Origin of the sequence: Chromobacterium sp. Panama (assembly GCF_003052555.1) — a bacterium.
Lineage (GTDB): Bacteria > Pseudomonadota > Gammaproteobacteria > Burkholderiales > Chromobacteriaceae > Chromobacterium.
Window position 1 is genome coordinate 502 of the sequence record NZ_QARX01000009.1, and the last position, 277, is coordinate 778.

General features: G+C 53.1%; 1 rRNA gene (cut by a window edge). It reads right to left on the bottom strand.

From position 1 onward, the window contains the following. Positions 1-277, bottom strand: a 23S ribosomal RNA gene (locus DB032_RS23440) (its annotated part extends 501 nt beyond the left edge of the window); the annotation flags it as partial.

The following is a 277-nucleotide window of genomic DNA, read 5'->3' on the forward strand; positions in this document are numbered from 1 at the left end:
GGCCGCCGTTTACTGGGGCTTAAGTTCACTGCTTCGATTGCTCTAACAGATCCCCTTAACCTTCCAGCACCGGGCAGGCGTCAGCTCCTATACATCGTCTTGCGACTTAGCAGAAACCTATGTTTTTGGTAAACAGTCGCTTGGGCCTATTCTCTGCGGCCACCTGATGGTGGCACCCCTTATCCCTAAGTTACGGGGTCATTTTGCCGAGTTCCTTAACAACAGTTCTCTCGCTGGCCTTAGGATACTCTCCTCACCCACCTGTGTCGGTTTGCGG